This window comes from Streptomyces sp. NPDC052064 (assembly GCF_055585925.1).
Genome location: NZ_JBVJJE010000005.1, coordinates 303,328 through 322,540, shown reverse-complemented (window position 1 = coordinate 322,540; position 19,213 = coordinate 303,328). Strand labels below are relative to the sequence as shown.

General features: G+C 73.1%; 17 protein-coding genes. 5 read left to right on the top strand and 12 right to left on the bottom strand.

Translation table 11 applies throughout. The features are described 5' to 3' along the window. Positions 1 to 107: 107 nt before the first annotated feature. Entirely contained in the window at positions 108 to 845 is a 738-nt protein-coding gene (locus tag ACZ6TU_RS15930; protein WP_467670312.1) for a GntR family transcriptional regulator, read from the bottom strand. Positions 846 to 973: 128 nt separating this feature from the next. Between ACZ6TU_RS15930 and ACZ6TU_RS15925 the strand changes: the two genes are divergently transcribed. Further along, the gene (locus ACZ6TU_RS15925) at positions 974 to 1,996 is read left to right on the top strand and encodes a Gfo/Idh/MocA family protein (protein ID WP_467669966.1); all 1,023 of its coding nucleotides are present in this window, start codon (positions 974 to 976) and stop codon (positions 1,994 to 1,996) included. 19 nt (positions 1,997 to 2,015) lie between these two features. Here ACZ6TU_RS15925 and ACZ6TU_RS15920 read toward each other — a convergent pair whose 3' ends face one another. Together ACZ6TU_RS15920 and ACZ6TU_RS15915 are read right to left on the bottom strand one after the other, a co-directional pair. Continuing rightward, entirely contained in the window at positions 2,016 to 2,693 is a 678-nt protein-coding gene (locus ACZ6TU_RS15920; protein WP_467669964.1) for a response regulator transcription factor, read from the bottom strand. 101 nt (positions 2,694 to 2,794) lie between these two features. Further along, the gene (locus ACZ6TU_RS15915) at positions 2,795 to 3,616 is read right to left on the bottom strand and encodes a hypothetical protein (protein ID WP_467669962.1); all 822 of its coding nucleotides are present in this window, start codon (positions 3,614 to 3,616) and stop codon (positions 2,795 to 2,797) included. 438 nt (positions 3,617 to 4,054) lie between these two features. Here ACZ6TU_RS15915 and ACZ6TU_RS15910 point away from each other — a divergent pair, with 438 nt between their 5' ends. Then, positions 4,055 to 5,980, top strand: coding sequence for a caspase family protein (locus tag ACZ6TU_RS15910; RefSeq protein ID WP_467669960.1), 1,926 nt, complete (start codon positions 4,055 to 4,057; stop codon positions 5,978 to 5,980). Positions 5,981 to 5,987: 7 nt separating this feature from the next. Here ACZ6TU_RS15910 and ACZ6TU_RS15905 read toward each other — a convergent pair whose 3' ends face one another. From ACZ6TU_RS15905 to ACZ6TU_RS15885, 5 genes are all read right to left on the bottom strand, one after another. Continuing rightward, on the bottom strand, positions 5,988 to 8,843 hold the full coding sequence (locus tag ACZ6TU_RS15905; protein WP_467669958.1) for a CHAT domain-containing protein: 2,856 nt from the start codon (positions 8,841 to 8,843) through the stop codon (positions 5,988 to 5,990). Beyond that, positions 8,840 to 9,520 (bottom strand): RES family NAD+ phosphorylase, encoded by a 681-nt coding sequence (locus ACZ6TU_RS15900; protein WP_469548847.1) that lies wholly within the window; start codon positions 9,518 to 9,520, stop codon positions 8,840 to 8,842. Before ACZ6TU_RS15900 ends, ACZ6TU_RS15905 begins: the two co-directional genes overlap by 4 nt. 2 nt (positions 9,521 to 9,522) lie before the next feature. Continuing rightward, a complete protein-coding gene (locus ACZ6TU_RS15895; RefSeq protein ID WP_467669954.1) occupies positions 9,523 to 10,176 on the bottom strand; it encodes a hypothetical protein in 654 nt (217 codons plus the stop codon). Further along, entirely contained in the window at positions 10,167 to 11,297 is a 1,131-nt protein-coding gene (locus ACZ6TU_RS15890) for a macro domain-containing protein (RefSeq protein ID WP_469548845.1), read from the bottom strand. Before ACZ6TU_RS15890 ends, ACZ6TU_RS15895 begins: the two co-directional genes overlap by 10 nt. A 224-nt stretch (positions 11,298 to 11,521) precedes the next feature. Continuing rightward, positions 11,522 to 12,796 (bottom strand): sensor histidine kinase, encoded by a 1,275-nt coding sequence (locus tag ACZ6TU_RS15885; protein WP_469548843.1) that lies wholly within the window; start codon positions 12,794 to 12,796, stop codon positions 11,522 to 11,524. A gap of 179 nt (positions 12,797 to 12,975) precedes the next feature. Here ACZ6TU_RS15885 and ACZ6TU_RS15880 point away from each other — a divergent pair, with 179 nt between their 5' ends. Then, the gene (locus ACZ6TU_RS15880) at positions 12,976 to 13,176 is read left to right on the top strand and encodes a hypothetical protein (protein WP_467669949.1); all 201 of its coding nucleotides are present in this window, start codon (positions 12,976 to 12,978) and stop codon (positions 13,174 to 13,176) included. Between the two features lie 48 nt (positions 13,177 to 13,224). Here the strand turns inward: ACZ6TU_RS15880 and ACZ6TU_RS15875 are convergent, their stop codons facing one another. Beyond that, the gene (locus tag ACZ6TU_RS15875) at positions 13,225 to 13,620 is read right to left on the bottom strand and encodes a guanyl-specific ribonuclease (RefSeq protein WP_469548839.1); all 396 of its coding nucleotides are present in this window, start codon (positions 13,618 to 13,620) and stop codon (positions 13,225 to 13,227) included. 151 nt (positions 13,621 to 13,771) lie between these two features. Then, positions 13,772 to 14,398, bottom strand: a complete 627-nt coding sequence (locus ACZ6TU_RS15870) for a dihydrofolate reductase family protein (protein ID WP_469548836.1) — start codon at positions 14,396 to 14,398, stop codon at positions 13,772 to 13,774. Between the two features lie 188 nt (positions 14,399 to 14,586). Here ACZ6TU_RS15870 and ACZ6TU_RS15865 point away from each other — a divergent pair, with 188 nt between their 5' ends. Continuing rightward, a complete protein-coding gene (locus ACZ6TU_RS15865; protein WP_469548834.1) occupies positions 14,587 to 15,351 on the top strand; it encodes an SDR family oxidoreductase in 765 nt (254 codons plus the stop codon). Positions 15,352 to 15,405: 54 nt separating this feature from the next. Here the strand turns inward: ACZ6TU_RS15865 and alc are convergent, their stop codons facing one another. Beyond that, positions 15,406 to 16,521, bottom strand: coding sequence for an allantoicase (alc, locus tag ACZ6TU_RS15860; RefSeq protein ID WP_469548831.1), 1,116 nt, complete (start codon positions 16,519 to 16,521; stop codon positions 15,406 to 15,408). Between the two features lie 50 nt (positions 16,522 to 16,571). Then, entirely contained in the window at positions 16,572 to 17,912 is a 1,341-nt protein-coding gene (allB, locus tag ACZ6TU_RS15855; protein ID WP_469548829.1) for an allantoinase AllB, read from the bottom strand. 246 nt (positions 17,913 to 18,158) lie between these two features. Here allB and ACZ6TU_RS15850 point away from each other — a divergent pair, with 246 nt between their 5' ends. Then, a complete protein-coding gene (locus tag ACZ6TU_RS15850; RefSeq protein ID WP_467669937.1) occupies positions 18,159 to 18,956 on the top strand; it encodes an IclR family transcriptional regulator in 798 nt (265 codons plus the stop codon). Positions 18,957 to 19,213: the final 257 nt, after the last annotated feature.

Genomic DNA, 19,213 nt, shown 5'->3' with positions numbered 1-19,213 from the left:
GCCGCCGATTCTGCCTCACGGGGAGGCAGGGTGCTGAGCAGAGGGGTGGTGCGGATCGTCGCCGAGTGCGGGTGCGTGGGGGCTTTTCGCGTGGTTCCCCGCGCCCCTCAAGTACGCACCAGCAATTGGAATTCGAAGGAATAGCGCGTCGGGCGGTACGTATGCGTGCCGTACTCGACCGCGCGACCCGTGTCGTCGAACGTGACGCGTTGCATGGTGAGCAGCGGGGCGCCTGCCTCCTCCGCCAGTCGTTCCGCCTCCTCCGTCGTCGCCGCCCTGGCGCCGATCGACTGGCGGGCGCTGTGCAGGGTGATGCCTGCCGCTCGCATCAGGCGGTAGAGGCCCGTGGTCTCCAGTTGGCCGGTGTCGAGGTCGATGAGGCCGGGGGGCAGGAAGTTGCAGAGGTAGGCCATGGGCTCGCCGTGGGCGAGGCGCAGGCGTTCCACGCGGTGGACGTCGCTGTCCTCGGCGACACCGAGTGCGGCGGCGACCTCGGCGGAGGCGGGCACCAGCGTGTTGACCAGGACCTTGGTGGCCGGGCGCTGGCCCGCCGCCTCCAGGTCGTCGTAGAGGCTGCTGAGCTCCAGCGGGCGCTTGACCTGGCTGTGCACGACCTGGGTGCCCACGCCGCGGCGGCGGACGAGGAGGCCCTTGTCGACGAGCGACTGGATGGCCTGGCGGACGGTCGGCCGGGACAGGCCGAGCCGGGCGGCGAGTTCGATCTCGTTGCCCAGCAGGCTGCCTGGCGTCAGCGTGCCGTGCTCGATCGCGGCCTCCAGCTGCTGGGACAGCTGGAAGTACAACGGCACGGGAGAGCTGCGGTCCACGCTCAGCTCGAGCTGCACGGTCGGGTCCACTTCTGGTTTCGGCACGGGCCGAGCGTAGCTCTGTGCGTTGTTGACGGGAAGTTGTGTAGTCAGATTGTCCGGACATTCCGATTGACAGGGGCGGGCTGTGCACGCACTTTGTTTCCATGCGCATCGGCGTCATCGGTACGGGCCGCATCGGCACGATCCACGCGAACACGCTCAGCCGGCACCGCGACGTGGGCTCCTTGATCCTCACGGACGCGGACACCTCGCGGGCCCAGGAACTGGCGCACCGGCTGGGTGAGACGGCCGCCCCTGGCGTGGAGGAGATCTTCCGGTGGGGGGTCGATGCCGTGGTGATCACGACGGCGACGTCGGCCCACGCCGAACTGATCGGTCGGGCAGCGCGCTCGGGCCTGCCGGTGTTCTGCGAGAAGCCCATCGCGCTGGATCTGCCGGGTACCCTGAGCGCGATCGCCGAGGTCGAGACGGCCGGGACGGTGCTCCAGATGGGCTTCCAGCGCCGCTTCGACGCCGGCTACCTGGGCGCCCGCGAGGCCGTGCGCTCCGGCAGGCTGGGGCGGCTGCACACCGTGCGGGCGCTGACCAGCGACCAGACGCCGCCGCCCGCGGAGTGGCTGCCGCTGTCCGGCGGGCTGTACCGGGACACGCTGATCCACGACTTCGACGTGCTGCGCTGGGCGACGGGCCGGGAGGTGGTGGACGCGTACGCGGCCGGGTCCGCCGCCGGGCCCGCGATGTTCCGCGCGGCAGGGGACGTCGACACCGGTGCAGCGCTCCTCACCCTCGACGACGGCACGCTCGCCACGATCACCGGCGCCCGGCTGAACGGGGCCGGCTACGACGTGCGCATGGAGCTGGCCGGGGAGCTCGACCAGATCGTGGTCGGCCTGGACGACCGTACGCCGATCGCGTCCACCGAGCCGACCGGGCCGCCGGCCGCGGACAAGCCCTGGACGGGCTTCCTGGAGCGCTTCGGACCCGCCTACGAGGCGGAGCTGAACGCGTTCGTCGAGGTCGTGCGGGGCGAGCGGGCCAACCCTTGCGACGGGCGCGAGGCCCTTCAGGCGCTGCGTGTCGCCGAGGCGTGCGAGCTGTCGCGCCGGGAGCGCAGGCCGGTGCACCTCGCGGAGGTCCCCGGGGGGACCGCCTCCCCCTTCGTGTGACGGTGGGCCGGCAGGGCGGTCAGTGGCCCTCCTGTTCCTCCTCCAGGAGTCCCGCGTCGTACGCCAGCAGCGCGATCTGCACGCGGTTGTTGAGGTCGAGCTTCGCCAGGATGCGGGAGACGTGCGTCTTGACGGTGGCGACGCTCATGAAGAGGCCGGTGGCGATCTCGGCGTTGGACAGGCCCCGGCCGACCGCGACGGCGACCTCGCGCTCGCGGTCGTTGAGGGAGGCCATGCGTGCACGCGCGCGGATGCGGCGGGTGTCGGCGGCGGTGCCGGCCGCGTGCCGCATCAGCTGGCGGGTGACGGCGGGCGACAGGACCGGGTCGCCGGCCGCGACCCGGCGTACCGCCGCGAGGATCTCGGTGGGCGGGGTGTCCTTGAGGACGAATCCGGCGGCGCCCGCGCGCAGCGCCCGCAGGACCTGTTCGTCGGCGTGGAAGGTGGTGAGGACCACCACCTGTGGGGCGTCCTTGCGGGCGCGCAGCCGCTCCGTGGCCGCGAGACCGTCCACCGTCGGCATCCGGATGTCCATGAGCACGACGTCCGGGCGGGTGCGGTCGACGAGCGCCTCCACCTCGCCGCCGTCGGCCGCCTCGCCGACGATCTCGATGTCGTCGGCCCCACCCATCATGAAGGACAGTCCGGCCCGCACCAGCGGATCGTCGTCGACGAGGAGCAGTCTGATCGCAGTCATGGGGCTTACGTAATCACGGTCGGGGCGAATCGGGGGGCGCGGACGTGGCTTGGGTCCGCGCCAACGCCTCGTGGGGAACGGTGGGTTGACGGGTCGTCGGCTCAGGCGCGCAGCGTCACCCCGTACAGGGTGCGCAGGCGGCTGATCTCCCACCAGACCACCGCCGTCACGGAGGCGGGACCGCCGATGACGGCGAGGGCCTGGATCACCGGCGGACCGGGCGGCAGGCCGCCCGCGAGCAGGCTGATAGTGGCGAACTCCCACACCAGAGTGCCGGTCAGCAGGGCGGGGAGCGCGGCGTGCACGGCCGCGGTGTTGAAGCCGGTGCGGACGGCCGGGCCGGTGGCGAACCCCAGGAAGAACAGGAGCCAGATCAGGGGCAGGGCGGCCGCGAGAATCAGCCAGGGGGCGGCGCCCGCCGAGCCGGAGGACGGCGTCCGGTCCTGACCGAGCATCACGATCGCCCCGCCGAGCAGCGGGACGGCCGTCACGGCGCCGATGTACCAGCCGGCCGACCGCAGGGCGGCTCGCACCTGCACCCGCATGGCCGACCTGGTCTCCGCCGACGCCCACCGGAACAGCACCGCGAGTACGACGGGTGCGCTCAGCAGCAGCAGGGGCGGGGTGACCACCAGCCGCATCATGTACTGCTCCTGGGCCTCGGCGACGTCCTCCGGTCTGCCGTACATGGCGAGCAGCAGCAGGGACATGGCGGCCGCGGTCCAGGCCCGCACCTTCTGCACGCGCGTCACGTGGCGGTCGTCGACGGCCCGGTGCGTGTGCGGGAACAGCCGGTGGGCCCGGATGCGGGCCGAGCGCGCGAACGAGTAGCACAGCACGAGCGGCAGGAACGCGAACCAGGTGCACGGAGCGAGCAGCACCAGCCACATGCAGCCGGAGACCCGCGGCTGCCCCTGCCGCAACAGCTCACGTATTGACGGCCATTCGCCACCGCGCAGACCGCCCCGCCCCGGGCCCCAGGATCCCGGCCGCGGTTGGGGGACGTACGGGTACGGCTGCGGGTGCGGGGGGTACGGCTGGGGGTGCGGGTAGCCGTACGGTGCCGGGCCCGGCTGGGGCGGCATGTACGGGGGCGGCACGTAGGGGCCCGTGGGCGGAGGTGGCGGGTACGGTCCGCCGTTGGGCGGCACGGGTGGCTGGTACGGATTGGTGGGTCCCCCGAAACTCACGTGCATGTTCCTTCCGTTACTCACGGTGCTGAAGGCGGCACAAACATCAGCCATCACCACAGCCAAGTCAACTCGCTTCGGGGCGCGGGGTCATGGGGTTGCGCGCACGCGCCCGGTATGCGCCCCGGAAACGCCCTGCCCGCGCCCCGGCAGGTCTGGAAGGATCACCGCATGCGCACCGTGTACGCCCTGCTCGTGGGCATCGACAACTACCCCGGCTTGCCGTTGCGCGGCTGCGTCAACGACGTGCGGGCGGCGGAGAACTGGCTGCGGAGCCGGCGCGGTCCGGCCGCGCGGCTCCGGACGCTGTACGACGCCGAGGCGACCCGGGCGGCCGTGCTCGCGGGGCTGGAGGAGCATCTCGGGGAGAGCGGGCCGGGTGACACCGCACTGCTGTGGTTCAGCGGGCACGGCAGCCAGAGCCCGACCGCCGATCCGGGCGAGGCCACCGGCTGGTCGCAGGCGCTGGTGTGTCACGACAGCCTGATGCCGGGCGGGCAGCCGGTGTTGCGGGACACCGAACTCGGGGCGCTCCTGGACGGCATCGCGGCCCGCGGCACGCATGTCGTCGCGGTGCTGGACTGCTGCCACTCGGGCGGTGCGACGCGGGAGGACGCCGCCGGTCCGCCCGGCGCGGCGGTGCGGGGCGTGCCCTGGCAGCCCTGGTGGCACACGGCGGCGGGCCCGGGTGCTCGGGACGGCGGCGGTGAGCAGGTTCCCGAGCCGGGCCGGCACGTGCTGCTGGCCGCGTGCCGCCCGCAGGAGCTGGCGCACGAGAACGTCCTCGACGGGAAGATCCGGGGGTACTTCAGCCATGCGCTGCTCGGCGCGCTGGACCGGCTCGGCCCCACGGCCGCGTACGGGGAACTGCACGCGCTCACCGAGGGGCGCGTGCGTGCCCTGAGCCAGGTGCAGCATCCCGAGCTGCGCGGGCCCGAGGACGGGGGGTTCCTGTCCGGCGATCCGGTGCCGGTCTCGCCGTTCCTGCTGCGGCACACGGCGTGGGGCTGGGAGGTCAACTGCGGCGCGGCACACGGGCTGCGGTCCTCGGGCGCCGAGTTCACCCTGCTCGGGGACGCCGGGGCGCGCACGGTCGTGGTCCGCGAAGTACGCCCCGAGTCGGCCCTGGTGGACCCGGTGGGCTGGCAACCGACTGCCGGGGACCAGCAGTCGGCGCACGCCGTGACTCCGTCGGCGCTGGCGTTCCCGCCGGCCGCGGTGACGCTGTCGGGCGAGACGGCCGCCGTACGCCTGGTCGCGAAGGCGGTCGCGGAGCTGCCCGCCCTGGCCCTGGCGCCGGAGGGACCGCCGCCGCCGTCGGCGATCAGTGCCCGGGACGGGCTGCCGCTGCCGTCGGCGTACGGTGCCACGGACGCGCTGCGGCTGCGCGTGGAGGTCGGGGGCGGCCGGGCGCGGGTGTCGGGTGGTGGCGGGCATCCCGTGCCCGAGCTGCCGCTGCGGTCCCCCGCGGACGCGGCACGGGTCGCCGGCTGCCTGGCCCACATCGCCCGTTGGCACCAGATCCGGGACCTGGTCAACCCGGATCCGCTGCTGTCGTCTCTGGTCCGGATCACCGTCGAGGAGACTCCGGTGGGCAGCCTGCGGCACTCGGCGGACGGCGAGATCGTCTGCGGGTACACACCCGACGGCCGGGAGCCGCAGGTGCGGGTGGGCATCCACAACCATGCCGGGCGTCACCTGTGGGCGGTGCTGCTCGACCTGACGGACAGTTACGGCTCGTCCCCGCACTTGTTCGAGGGTGAGTTCATCGGGGACGGCAGGGTCGGGTGGGCCCGGCGTGGGGAGCCCGTGTGGCTGCGGCTGCCGCCGGGGCGATCGGCGGTGCGGGGCGCCTTCGCCCGGGACTGGCTGAAGGTGATCGTCGCGGAGGACGAGCTGAACATCGCCCCGTTCCGGCTGCCCGCCTGGTCCACCGGCGCCCTCTCCGGCGCACGCGAGAGCGTGGCACCGGCCGGTGGGGGTGGCCTGCTGCGGCTGGTCGCGGCGGGTGCCGGGGGCGGGCGGGACGCGGGCGGTCCGGCGTACGGGGCGGGCCGCTGGGGAACGGCGCAGGCCGTCGTACGCACCGAGGTGTGACGAGCCGTCACCAGCCGAGGTGGGTGAAGCCCGCCCACGCCGTCAGGTCGTCGCCACGGATCTGCCGTACCCGTGCCCTGAGGTGGGCCGGCATGCCGGGCGGTGCCTCGCGGCGGTCGTTCAGCATCCACGACTGGGCGCCGCGCAGCGCCCGTCCGGGCGGCAGGCCCTCGTGGCTCATGAAGTGGTGGGTCATGTACATCAGCAGGGACGTCGCCTCGTCGGGCACCGGCCACAGGGAGCCGATGACCGAGCGGGCCCCCGCCACGAGGAACGCGGTGGACAGGCTGTACGCCTCGTCGTAGCCGTGCCCGGAGACGTTGGTGCGACAGGCGGCGAGCACCACCAGGTCCAGGCCGCGATAGCGGGTGGCGCCCTCGGTCAGCTCCTCGGCGGCCAACTGTCCGCCGGACAGGGTGAGACGGGCGCTGTGCCGTTCGCCCTGACGCACCACTCCGTGGCAGGCGAGGTGCAGCAGTCCGCCCTGCTGCCGGCGCAGCCAGTCCGTGACGGCGGCGGGCGTGGCGGTGCCGGGGCCGAGCAGGTCGCCGTCCGGGTGGAAGACGCGGTGGACTGCTTCGGCCTCCTCACCGGCGTGGTGCAGGTCGCGGGTCGGGTTGCCGACGATCAGGGTCTGCCGGGTGCCGGCGGCGGGCCGGGCGGCCACCTCGCACAGCAGCCGGGCGGAGGGCGTGTAGGAGATGTCCGCCCGTTCGCAGGCGTATCCGCGTGAGCGGCGCCGGCCGGTCAGTCGCGCCGCGTGCCAGGGCACGACGCCCAGTTCCCCCATGGGCACGAGTACGACGGCGGGCGCCCGGCCGAAACCGCGCGGGAGCTGGCTCAGCAACGGTTCCATCACCGCCGTACCGGCCCAGGCGCACAGCTGCTCCAGGGCGGCGCGGCTCGCGCCAGGGCCCGGGGCCGGTCCGGGCGGGGTGTCGGACACGGGCGGGCCGCCGGCGTCGCGGCCGGGGGTGCCGGTGGCACGGTACGCGGTGAGCGGGGGTGCGTCGGCGGTGAGGTGGGGCAGGTCGAGGGAGCGGGTGCTGCCGTCGGCGGTGACGATGACGGCCGCGCCGGAGCCGGACCGGGGAGCGAGGAGACCGGGCACGGCGCCGTCGCCGGGTACCAGGTAGACCAGGGCCGTTGCTCCCATCGCCCGCAGCGCGTCGCCGATGTCCCCGGGTGACGGCACGTCCAGCAGCTCGCGATGCCGTGGGGAGTCGGCCAGCGCCTCCAGGACCCGTCGGCGCAGGCGGCTGGAGGGGCCCGCGACCCCGGCCTGAGCGGTGAACAGCATCTCCTCCCCCACCTCGGGCACGCTGCCCGCGGCCTGCCACTCCCCGGCGAGCTCCGTCCGGCCGAGCTCCCTCAGCATGTCGGGCACGGTGGTGACCGCGGTCGCCGCGTGCAGGACGAGGCCGCGCCCCGCGTCGAGGGCTCGTACGGCGTCGGCGTGGGCGCCGTCGGCCAGGCACCAGCGCGCCACGTCGAGGGCCTGTGCGCCCGCCATCCGGGCGGTCTCGGCGGCATGGGCCGTACCGGACTGGAGCAGGGAACTCCAGGCGGCCGCACGCAGGCATTCGAGCCCGACGCGGCGGGAGGCGTCGTAGTTCAGGCTCCTGGTGCGGGCGTCGTGCGCGTACTCGTCGCCCCGCAGACGGTAGGCCTTGGCGAGGGTGATGCCGGTGCCGCCCCACAGCGGGTGGTGGGGCCCGCCGGTGAGCCGCAGGATGTGCCGCAGCCAGGCGATGCCCTGGTCGAGGTGGAGAGCGCGGTCGGCGGGCGGCGCGAACTGGAGGTCGGCCATGACGCAGTGGCTGACACCCAGCCCGCCCGCGACACGGATCCACCGGTCGTCGTCGGGTTCGAGCAGGCCGAGTGCGGCCTCCCGCAGGTCCATGGACTCCCGCATCCCCTGGTAGTCCATGGTCAGCAGGGCCCGTTGCCCCACCGCGAAGCCCGCCTCGGCGAGCTTGTCGGCCTGGGCGTTCAGCGGCAGCGTGGCGATCTGGCGGCGGATCTCGTGCGTGGGCGTCGCAGCCCCCGCTCCTTCGGCAGCGGGTTCGAACCGGCCTGTGCGCTGCCCCCGTAGGAGCGTCAGGGTGCCCCGGGCGGCCTCCAGGTGCGACTCGAACGCGAAACGGTCCATGTGGTCGGCGGGCAACTGCGCCATGGCGAGCTCGAGCACGCGGATCTGATCGGCGAGGGCAGCTTCGTCCGAGCGCCGGAAGGCCTGGTGGATCCGGAACAGAGCGACCTGCGCGTTCATGGCCGGACGCTGGTCCGGCTCCATGTCCGAGGTCGCGACGAGTTGGGCCAGATCCTCGACAGCGGTGTCGAAGTCGTCCTCACCGCCGCCCAGTTGCCCCAGATACGTCCGCAGGCCGGCGTGGATGAAGTCCAGGTTCTCGCGGATCCGGGTGCCTGGCGAGTGCACGGCCCGGGCCTGTTCGATCCGGGCGAGTGCCGCCTCCATCTCGGCGGGATCGGTGAGGTGCCGTAGGCCCGACGCGCTGTGCTTGACGACGACGTTCGCCTGCCAGGTCTCGTCCGCCGGCCCGTGGTCCCGCACCGCCTGCCACAGTTCCTCCTCCCGCCGAGCGTCGACGAGCGGGTGCTCGAGCCGCAGCATCGGCAGGACGCTCAGCACGTGTCCGGCCCGCAGACCGGACATGACGGTGCCCCGGGGCAGCTCCGCCCAGTCCGCGTACAGGCGGTCGTAGGCCTGTTCCGCCGTCGTACAGCCCAGCCGGTCCAGCACCAGTTCGGTCATCCCGGCGAGATCCTCACCGCTGACGACGCCTTTCGCCCGCTGCTCGATCTCCCACACCAGCGCCTGAAGGTCGTACGGAGTCGTCATCTCATGTCCCCCGCTCCTGCGGTTCGTGGCGCGGTCCGCGTCCGGTACGGCGCCAGCACGCCGTTGAGCCAGCGCTCCCCCTCCTCGGTGCCGAAGTCGACGCCGGGCGCGCCCGTGGGTTCGAGCAGGGGCGCCTCGCTCCGGTCGTCGAAGAGGATCGCGACCCGGTCGCCGGGCTCGCGTTTCGACGGCCAGACGAAGCCCTGCGCCCAGGGCTCGGTCCGGCGGCGGATCCAGTGGCCCCAGTCGCGGGTCTGCGGATAGTCCGCACCCTCCGTGTGCACCAGCCACGAGTCCTGTGCCACCGCTGCGAGATCCGCCCCGGACATCAGCGAGACGACCTCGACGTCGGCGGTCAGCCGCAGGAAGGACAGACTGCGGCGCTCGAACGCCACGCGCGGCAGCAGCCGGTGGCCTCCGTCGGGGTCGAACGGCAGCGAGCGCAGCAGCACCTCACACACGGCCGCGCCGACGCCGAACCCGACGTAGAGGTAGCCGTAGCGGTCGTAGGGAGTGCTGTCGAAGCGGCCGCCGTAGTAGAAGGCGTGGGAGGGGCGGGCGTTGTACGCGGTCGGCGCGCGGTGGGTGGAGTGCACCCGGTACACCGGTGTGCCCGCGCGCAGCACGGCCCGGGTCGGTTCGCCCGGCAGCGACTCGGGCGGCGGGTACTTGCCCATGGCTACTCCTCCCCCGCCGGGCCGGCCAGTTCCCGTGCCGCGCCGAGCAGTTCGGCGTCGCGGCCACGGCCGAGCAGTGCCGCCGGGGTGCCGTCCCACCAGGTGGTGCGGGACAGCCACCAGTCGGCGGCGCCCCACGGGTCGGTGCCGGCGCGCAGGACGGAGTTGACCTCCAGGACGATCCGCCACGGCATGGTCCCGGCCTCGAACTGGAAGAGGGGCAGCCGTCTGCGGCCGTCCGTGCCGGACAGGGTGATCAGCCGCGGGTCGGCACCCTCGGTCCACGGCGTGGCGGGTTCGCGGAGCAGGCGCTCGCGGACGGCGCCGAGGACGGGTCCGACCATGGGGTTGCCGTCGAGGACGAGCATGCAGAGGTCGGCCGCCGCATACCCGTCAAACAGCTGAGTCTGCGGAGCGTCCGTGAACCGCCCCGTGTCGCCGTGCTGTTGGAGCCGGGCGGCCTCGTCGGCGGGGAGGGTATCGAGGAGAGCCCGTGCGGCCGGGCCGGCGGCGGCCGGGTCCAGCGCGCCTTCCTCGTCTCGCAGCCGGGACAGCCGCTCGCTCAGTGTCCGCCGTGTGCCCGGTTCGAGCAGGCGGGACAGCCTGTCCCAGTCGGCCGCGGCGGCGGCGAGCACCATGAAGGGATTCACACGCACTCGTGCCCTTTCTCCTCGGCTTCGGGTAACGCGTGTGCGCCCAGGGGCCGTTCGCGCGCGCCCAGCGTCTCGGCCAGCAGGTCGGCGGCCAGGGGGCGGCGGACGACCAGGTGGATGTCCATGTCCGCGTCGAGACCGGAGTGCAGCGCGGTCCACAGGGCGCTGACGCTGGTCTGCGGGGGCAGTCCGCCGCGGCCCGCGCCGAGCAGGGGGAAGCAGATCGACCGCAACGGCGGCGTGAAGGCGGCGCGTTCCTCCGACAGCAGGGCCAGGGCGCGGGCGGCGGCCGTGGCGACGTCCTGGGCGGCGACGTCGTAGTCGTTGGTGCCGGGCCGTGGGACGGCGACGGCCGCGTGGTAGATGCGGCGGACCCTCCGGGCGGCGAGGGCGCCCGGTTCGGTCGGGGCGACCGTGCCGGGGAGCGCGGGGCGGCCCAGCAGCCCGTGCGCCGCACGCCAGCCGAGCAGCGCGTCGTGCACGGGGTCGGCGGTGACGTCCCCGGTGGCGTCGCGCACGGCGCCGGCCCGGCGCAGGGACGCGGACACGGAGGCCTTGAACATCGCCGGCAGGGAGAGGTGCGTGTTGGTCGGGGACACGATCACGTCGACGTTGCGGAGGAGTTCGACGGGGTGCACGTGCAGCAGTACGTCCCGGGATCCGACGCGGAGCGAGCGGTGCTGCAGGTGCGGGGCGAGGAGCGGGAGCCGGGCCGTGGAGGTGCGCTGCGGTCCGGTGCCGGCCAGCCAGCACACCTGCTCGGCGATCTGGGCCAGGACCATCTCCTCCTGGCTCTTGCGGAAGCGTTCGACGCTGACGCGGTACACCTGGGCAGCGAGGCGGCGCCGATCCGCCGCCGGGCGGTCGCGCAGGCCTGGCGCCAAACCGAGCGAGTAGCCGGCCGCCTGCTCCAGGTCGCCCCCGCCGAGCCGGGACACGGCCGTGCGCAGCAGGTTCTCCACCTCGACGGGCCAGGCGTCGGTGACGGCGGCGGAGTGCGCGGCGGCAGCCCTGCGGAGCAGCGGAACGTGGAGCTCACGGATCCGGACCAGGCCCTCGACCCGGACGGTCTTCACCTCCCTCAGCACGGACGAGACCTCGAACTGCGGTGCACCAGGCGACATATGCCCATGATCCGCCGGGCGCCTCACCGGCCACAAGGGTTACGGCGGACCGGCAGGTTGACGCCGAGCCGGAAACGGCCCCGGACACGCCCGACGGCGACGTCATCGGGAGACCGCCGCACGGCGAGCCGGCGTCGAGCCGCCCCGCACGGAGACTCCCCGGCCGCCCAGGTGTGCTGTCCCGGGACGTTGGTGACAGTCGGGAGCATCCGCGAGGCCGCGCCTCAGCCCCACGGCAGCCACGCCCGCACTTCGAACCCGCCCTCCGGGGTGTGGCCGTGCTCCAGGCGGCCGCCCGCGAGGGTCGCTCGCTCCATCAGGCCGATCAGGCCTTGGCCGGAGCCTGGGACGGGTGGCACCTCGCCCTCGGGGGGCGGGTTGCGCACGGAGACCGTGAGGCCGTCGCCCGGTGCGCCGGTGACGGTCACCGTGACGTCCGTGCCGGGCGCGTGCTTGCGGGCGTTGGTCAGGCCCTCCTGGACGATCCGGTACGCGGTGCGGCCGACGGAGGACGGAACGGCGGCGGTGTCGCCGACGCGGTGGTCGAGGGCCACCTTCATGCCGGCCTCACGCGACTCGGCGACCAGCGTGTCCAGCCCCGCGAGCGTCGGCTGCGGCCGGCCCGTGTCGTCGGGCTCCCCCGCCCGCAGAACGCCGATGATCTCGCGCAGGTCCTGGAGGGCCTCGTGCGCGCTCTCCCGGATCACGCCCGCCGCCCGCGCCGTCTCCGCCGGGGGCGCGTCGGGCCGGAACTCCAGGGCACCCGCGTGCACGCTCAGCAGGGTCAGCCGGTGGGCGAGCACGTCGTGCATCTCGCGCGCGATGGCCTCACGGGCGAGCCGCTGCGCCTGCTCGGCCCGCAGCCGCGCCTCCGTCTCGGCCCGCCGGGCCCGGTCCCTGAGGCTCACCATGAGCTGCCGCTTGGACCGTACGAACATGCCCCAGCCGACGATCGCCAGGGTGAGCAGCACGGCGAAGAGCACGCTCACCAGGTAGGAGATGTCCGCGTCGGGGCGCACCCAGTAGTACAGCGGAGCCAGGGCCGCGTTGATGCCGCCCACCCAGGCCACGTACCGGAAGGGGCGGTGCACGGCGAGGGTGAACAGGGCGATCACCCCCGCCCCGCCCGCCGTGTCCGAGACGAAGGTGATGGGAGTCATCGCCACGGCCAGCCCCAGCGGCCAGCGGCGGCGCAGCCAGACGGCCGCGCAGGCCAGCGCCCCGGTCAGCTGGTCGATGACGGCCAGCCCTTCCGAAACGTGGGGGTTGTCGTGGAGAGCCTCTATGGCCGCCGCGCCCACCAGCACGGCCAGCACGAAGCAGGAGAAGTCGACGACCCAGTCGCGGGCTGTACGCCGGGGCCGTCGCCCGGCTCGTGCGGCGTCGGGGTCGAGTTCGTGCAGCAGGGCGGACGGGATGAACCATCTGCGCCCGGTGAACAGCGCAGGTGTCTCGCCCGTCAGCACCGGGGAGACCTGCCCCGCGTCGTCACCACTCACGGTCGGCAAATCTACGCAGGCCGGGGCCCGTTCACCTCTCCTCGGCCGGAATCATCGACCAAAGTCACGGCATCGCAGACTTTCGAGGCGGCCCGCGGGGTCCGAACAGGGACTTCCGTCCAACGGACGCTCGCCCTGAGGTCGATGTGCGTGAGGGCCCGCGGGGCGAGGCTCGTGCCATGAAGCAGGTACTGGAGATTCTCGGCTTCCTCGCCCTCGTACAGGGCGTGGCGGGCCTGGTACACAAGTTCACCGACTGGAACTGGGGCCTCGTGCAACGACTGGGGTTCCTCGACGGCTACGAGATCTACGCGAGCGTCGCCCTGCTCGTGCTGGGCATCGCCCTGTTCGCGGCGGCCGGGAGCCGGAAGTCCGTCTGAGCACCCGGGCGGACTTCCGGCCGGCGTTCGGTGACGTGGCCGCCCGGCTCAGCAGCCGTAGTCGACCAGGTCGAACGACTCGTAGTGGTCGGCCGTGTAGTAGTCCTCCCGGTTCTCCTCACCGGTCACGATGCGCCGCGCACCGCGCGTGGAGGAGCCGGGGGTGATGACCGTGTACTCGTGGTAGTAGCCGGACGACTGGCTCGGCAGGATGCCTTCCCGGTTCTGGAAGACGGTGCCGTCCTGCTCGAACGGGAAGGGGCCGCCCTGCTCGATCAGGTCGAGCGTGTCGTGGGCCTGGGACGGCAGGTCGCCGTAACAGATGGTGCCGACGGCGGTGGGGGCCGCGTCGGCCGTGGTGGCGGAGACGGTGCCGCCGACGAGGAGGGCGGACAGGAGGGCGGCTGCTGTGCCGAGCCGCGAGGCGCGTGGGGGGAAAATCATGCGCACATGATGACGCGCGTAGACAGTGGCATGTCAATGACAAGCCCGGAGATTTTCCCGTCAAGTCCGATGAGTTAGCGGGAAGTTAACCTCACCCCGGCGCCCTCACGCGCTGTTCACCGGGTCGGCGAGGGCATCGGGGCGGGGCGGTTCACGCGTTCTCCGGCAGTGCGTACTCGCCGTACTGCGGGCGGCCCGCCACCTCGTACGTCCGGATCGAGACGCCCGTGCTGGTGACGCTGCCTCCGGCGTGCCGGAAGGCGGTCGGTACGGCGCCCTCGGGGAACAGCCGGAACCCGGCGCCGAGCACGACCGGGAAGGTCAGCAGATGGAGCGAGTCGACGAGGTCGAGCGCCAGCAGGGACCGGACGAGGGCGCCGCTGCCGTGCACCTGGATCTCACCGTCGGTGCGCTCCTTCAGAGCCCTGACCTCCTTGGCGAGGTCGCCGGTGAGCACGGTGGTGCCCGCCCACTCGGGGTCCGTGAGGGTCGAGGACGGGACGTACTTCGGCAGTGAGTTGAGTTTCGAGGCGACCGGATCGGCGGGGTCGGTCACCTTCGGCCAGAACGTGCTGAAGATGTCGTACGTCCGGCGCCCGAGCAGGAAGGCGCGCGGACGAGCGAAGACCTCGCTGATGAACCGGCCGAAGTCCTCGTCGGCGTACGGGAAGCTCCAGCCCCCGTGGGTGAAGCCGCCGCGGGTGTCCTCGTGCGGGCCGCCGGGGGCCTGGTAGACGCCGTCGAGGGTGACGAAGAGGGTGGAGAGGAGCTTGCCCATGGCGGGTGCCTTTCTGTCCCGGAACGGAAGGGGCCTGTTGTCATGGGTTCAGACCCCCTCCGCACCCGCAACTCATCGCTGGGCCGTACGGCGCCCCTCGGGCCCCGTTCGCCTGTCCGCTCCCGGCAGTGGGCCTCCATGTCCGTTCACCGCCAGCGTCCCGGCTGCCCCGGCGCTGGGATGGACACATGACTTCTCAAGGAACTCTCAGCAATCCTCAAGGAACCCTCGACGGCAAGAGGGCTCTCGTGACCGGTGCGAGCCGCGGCATCGGAGCGGCGACGGCCCTGCGGCTGGCCCGGGAGGGCGCGGACGTGGCGGTCGGCTATGTGAACGGCAAGGAGGCGGCCGAGGACGTCGTGCGGGCCGTGGAGGCGCTGGGGCGCCGGGCGGTGGCGGTGCGCGCGGACGCGGCCGACGCCGCCGAGGCGGCCGGTGCCGTGACGGCGACTGCCGAGGCGCTGGGCGGCCTCGACGTCCTGGTGAACAACGCGGGCGTGGGGGTGCTCGGGCCGCTGGAGACCCTGTCGCTCGCGGACGTGGAGCGGGTCCTCGCCGTCAACGTACGGGGGGTCTTCCTGGCCTCGCAGGCCGCCGCCGCGCACATGGCCGAAGGCGGGCGGATCATCACGATCGGCAGTTGCATGGCCCAGCGCGTGCCGGGGCCCGGCGGGACGCTCTACGCGACGAGCAAGGCGGCCCTGGCCGGTATGACCAAGGCCCTGGCCAGGGAGCTGGGCGGGCGCGGGATCACGGCGAACCTCGTCCTTCCCGGACCCATCGACACCGACATGAATCCGGCGGACGGGCCGTACGCGGCCGGCCAGGCGGCGATGACGGCGCTGGGGCGGTTCGGGACGGCGGACGAGGTGGCGTCCATGGTGGCGTATCTCGCCGGGGCGACGTACGTCACCGGTGCGGAGTTCGCCGTGGACGGCGGGCACGCGGCGTGAGGCAGGGGGCGCACCGGTGCTGTCTTGGCCGGTGCGCCCTGGGGCGGGTCCGGCTCAGCCGCCCAGCTCCTGGTGACGCGCCGCGAGGCGCCGCGCACCGTCCTCCGTCAGGGAGCCGAACAGCCGCAGCCGGGAGATGCCGCCGTCCGGGAAGATGTCCACGCGCGCGTGCGTGCCGACAGCCGGGGCCGGGAGGACGAAGCGGTGGTTGGTGTCGGGCTGGAGGCGGGTGCGGGGCAGGAGCTCCCGCCACTCGCCGTCCTCGCCGTCGCGCACGGACACCGAGGCCCAGCCGGCGCTGTTGCCCTTGAGGTACGCGGTGTCGATCTCCAGGGCGCGGATCCGGGACTGGGCGGCCAGCCGGTAGCGGATCCAGTCGTGGCCCTGGTCGCGGCGGCGCCGGGTCTCCCAGCCGTCGTCCATCTTGCGGGAGCGGCCCGGCTGGATGGTGTTGGTGGCGGGCGAGTAGAAGAGGTTGGAGGCGTCCTCGGCCTGGCCGCCGTTCTCCAGGGCGACGACGTCGAAGGTGCCGAGCACCTCCAGCCACGCGGGGTCCGGGACGACCTCGCCGTACACGCGCAGGCGTGCGATGCCGCCGTCGGGGTGCTGCTTGACCCGCAGGTGGGTGAAGCGCTGCTCGACCGCGACGGAGAAACCGTTCGCCGCGTGGCCGCCGACCGGGGTGCGCGGGACCAGGGTCGTCCACTTCACGTCGTCCCCGAGGAGTTCCTCGGGCGACGGGGAGCCCGGCACGCAGGTGCCCTCGACGGACACGGCCTGCGGGTAGTTGCCGCGGAAGTGGGCCGTGTCGACGACGATCCCCCGGACCACGCCCGGGGCGCCGAGGCGGACCAGCGCCCAGTCGTGGTCCTCGGTGGTCGGCCAGGGGTGCTCGGCGGAGGCGCCCCGGCGGCGGCGTGTCTCCCAGCCGTCCATGATCTTGCCCTTGTGCCCGAAGTGCTCGGGGTCGAACTCGGCGCGCTCGGGCACCAGCAGATTCTCGCGCTGGGCGAAGAACTCGTCGTTGGCGGCGATGACACCGGCTCCGAGACGCCGGTCGGCGAGGTTGGCGTACTGGGTGAAGGGGAAGTCGGCGGTGCGGTAGTCCGCGTACGGGTCGCCGCCTCCGTAGGGGTTCGCGTCGCCGGTGAAGCTGGGAATCGCCGTCACGGGATAGGTGCCTTTCGGGAGTCGGCCGGTGTGGACGGGTGCGGGGAGGTCTACGGCTGCCTGGTGAGAAGTCGGCCCTTCGGCTCGGTGAACTCGCCGTCCGCGACGATCCGCTGCCCGCGCAGCCAGGTGGACTTCACGACGCCGTACAGGGTCCGGCCCGCGTAGGCCGTGACGTGGTTGCGGTGCTGGAGGGCCGCCGGGTCGACGGTGAAGGTCTCGTCGGGGGCGAGGACGGCGAAGTCGGCGTCGCGGCCCGCCGCGATGGCGCCCTTGCGGTCGTCGAGCCCGACGAGTTCGGACGTCCGCGTGGACATCCAGCGGACCACGTCCTCCAGGCCGTGCCCGCGCTCGCGGGCCTCGGTCCACACCGCCGCCAGGCTCAGCTGGAGCCCGGAGATGCCGCCCCAGGCCGTGGCGAAGTCGTCGGTCTTCAGGTCGGCGGTGGACGGGGAGTGGTCGGTGACGACGCAGTCGATGGTGCCGTCGGCCAGCGCCTGCCAGAGCAGGTCCTGGTTGGCGGCCTCGCGGATCGGCGGGCAGCACTTGAACTCGCTGGCTCCGTCGGGGACTTCCTCGGCGGTGAGAGTCAGGTAGTGGGGGCAGGTCTCCACGGTGATGCGGACGCCCTCCGCCCGCGCCTCGGCGATCATCGGCAGGGCGTCGCTGGAGGACAGGTGCAGGACGTGCACGCGCGCGTGGAGGGCCTTCGCCTCGCGGATGAGCTGGGCGATGGCGGTGTCCTCGGCGTCCCGGGGCCGGGAGGCGAGGAAGTCGGCGTACCTGGGGCCGGGCTGCTGGGGAGCGGAGGCGAGGAGGTGGGGGTCCTCGGCGTGCACGATGAGCAGGCCGTCGAAGGCGGCGATCTCGGCCATGGTGCGGGCGAGCGGATCCCGCTCCAGGTGCGGGAACTCGTCCACGCCGGACGGCGACAGGAACGCCTTGAAGCCGAAGACGCCGGCCTCGTGCAGCGGGCGCAGGTCCTTGATGTTGTCCGGCAGGGCGCCGCCCCAGAAACCGACGTCGATGTGCGCCTTGTCGGCGGCGACCTGCCGCTTGGTCCGCAGGTGCGCGACGGTCGTGGTGGGCGGGAGGGAGTTGAGGGGCATGTCGACGAGGGTGGTGATGCCGCCGGCCGCCGCGGCGCGGGTGGCGGTCCAGAAGCCCTCCCACTCGGTGCGGCCGGGGTCGTTGACGTGCACGTGGGTGTCGACCAGGCCGGGCAGCAGGACGTGGTCGCCCAGGTCCTCCAGGCGGGCGCTCTCCGGTACGGGTGCGTCGTACGGGAGGACGGCCGTGATCGTGCCGGCGGCGACCGCGACCGATGCGGCGCGCGCCCCCTCGGGAGTGATGACACGCGTCGAGCGAAGCACCAGTTCAGCGTCGGACACCCGAACCCCTTAGTTCCACTTACTTCCACGAAATGGAATTCAACTTTCTGTTGAAGAAGTCTTCACTCCCTCTTCCACGCCGTCAAGGGCACACTGACCACTGCACCCTCCACGCAACCACACCTGGACGTTTCCACAAAGCGGAATTAGACTTCCAGTACGCAGAACGTAGCTACGTACAAGCGGGGAGTCAACCGACTGCCGGGTAGGCTTCTGCTCTTCCGCCAGTCCCGAAAGGAACGCGCCGTGCCGACGTCCAGCGCCAGCACCACCGACTCCGCCCGGTCCTCCGCCAACGGCGGGGTCCAGTCCCTGGAGCGCGCCTTCGACCTGCTCGAGCGGATGGCGGACGCGGGTGGCGAGGTCGGCCTGAGCGAGCTGTCCGCGAGCAGTGGGCTGCCCCTGCCGACCATCCACCGCCTGATGCGCACGCTTGTGGCCTGCGGGTACGTACGACAGCAGCCCAACCGCCGGTACGCGCTGGGCCCGCGCCTGATCCGCCTCGGCGAGTCCGCCTCCCGGCTGCTGGGCACCTGGGCACGGCCCTATCTCGCCCGGCTGGTCGAGGAGACCGGCGAGACGGCGAACATGGCGCTGCTGGACGGGGACGAGATCGTCTACGTGGCGCAGGTGCCGTCGAAGCACTCGATGCGCATGTTCACGGAGGTCGGCCGGCGCGTGCTGCCGCACTCCACGGGCGTGGGCAAGGCCCTGCTCGCCGGTTTCCCGCCGGAGGAGGTGCGCGCCCTGCTGACCCGTACGGGCATGCCCGCCGCGACGGAGAAGACCATCACGACGCCCGACGGGTTCCTCGCGGCGCTGGAGGACGTGCGCCGCCAGGGCTACGCGATCGACGACAACGAGCAGGAGATCGGCGTCCGCTGCCTGGCGGTCTCGGTGCCGGACTCCCCCACCGCCGCGGCCATTTCCATCTCCGGCCCGGCGGGCCGGGTCACGGAGGCGGCGACGGAGAAGATCGTGCCGGTCCTCCAGCAGGTCGCCGGCGAACTCTCCGAGGCCCTGGCCAGCCAGAGCCCCGCGTGAGGGATTGACTCCCATGAGGGATTGACGCCCACGGGCTGGACGGGCGCGGGGCGCCGGCCGGGCGGGACTCAGGGGGCCTCGCGATAGACCCGGCGGACGCCGGATCGTCCCACGACACAGCCGGGCGGACTCCACGGCGCCCCGCGGGCCAGCGGCTCCGGAGCGACTCGCGACGCGGCCGCAGTACGCGATGATCGTCCCGCGAGACGGCCCGGGCGGACGCCGGATCATCCCGCGACACGACCGGCGGACTCCGG